Origin of the sequence: Herbidospora sakaeratensis (genome assembly GCF_001570525.1) — a bacterium.
GTDB lineage: Bacteria > Actinomycetota > Actinomycetes > Streptosporangiales > Streptosporangiaceae > Herbidospora > Herbidospora sakaeratensis.
Window position 1 is genome coordinate 1 of the sequence record NZ_BBXC01000006.1, and the last position, 813, is coordinate 813.

The following is an 813-nucleotide window of genomic DNA, read 5'->3' on the forward strand; positions in this document are numbered from 1 at the left end:
CGGGTAGGCGTTGGCGAGCAGCTGACGGAACTGGGCCGAGAACCAGTGGCCCGACAGCGGCGAGTTCGCCAGAGCGCCGGTGGCGTTGTTGCCGTTACGGTCGTTGCCGCCGTAGGTCGGGTCGCACATCCGGTCGAAGCCCTTGCCCTCGTTGTTCGGGATCTCGGTCGAGGAGCCGTCCGACTCACCCGGAGGCTTGACCCAGACGTAGGCGTCGATGCCGGTGGCCGGGTTGGCCCTCGGGCGCTCGCCCAGACCCGCGCCGCTCTGGTTGCACCAGTTGCCGGCGTGGATGCGCCGGTCGACGCGGGAGTTGTTGACGAAGGTGTTCAGGTCGGTCGACGTGCTGGCCGCGGTCGGGCGGGCCGAGCCGCCCCAGCCGTTGCGGCTGGTGTCGATCAGCATGCCGATGTTGGAGGAGAAGCCCTCCTGGACCAGGCGGGTGCGGAAGGCCTGGGCGAAGGACAACTCGTCGATGTAGAAGTTCCAGTCGACCCAGCGGGACGAGCGGATCTGCTGGCCGTTGACCGAGCCGCTGACCGAGAAGTAGGGCTCGACCAGGGCCGAGTAGTTGGCGGTGTTGGTGATGAAGCCGTGCACGGTGGCCTTGCCGCCGGTGGCCAGGTCGGCGGTCGAGCCGAACAGGTCGGCCGACGGGCCGAAGTTGGTGTCCCAGCCGAGCCAGCCGTGGTGGCCGGCGTCGACGTAGTTGTAGACGTTCGGGATCGCGTACAGCTTCGACAGGGCGTAGGCGACACCCTGCTCGTAGGCGCCGGAGTTCTTGGCCTCCTGGCAGGCGGCCAGGTTCAGGTT

At 68.3% G+C, this 813-nt stretch carries 1 protein-coding gene; it reads right to left on the reverse strand.

Going from position 1 to position 813, the window contains the following annotated elements; genetic code table 11:
• Nucleotides 1-813: glycoside hydrolase family 6 protein (locus AW271_RS00035; protein WP_174553059.1), on the reverse strand; the 813-nt coding region annotated here is incomplete at both ends.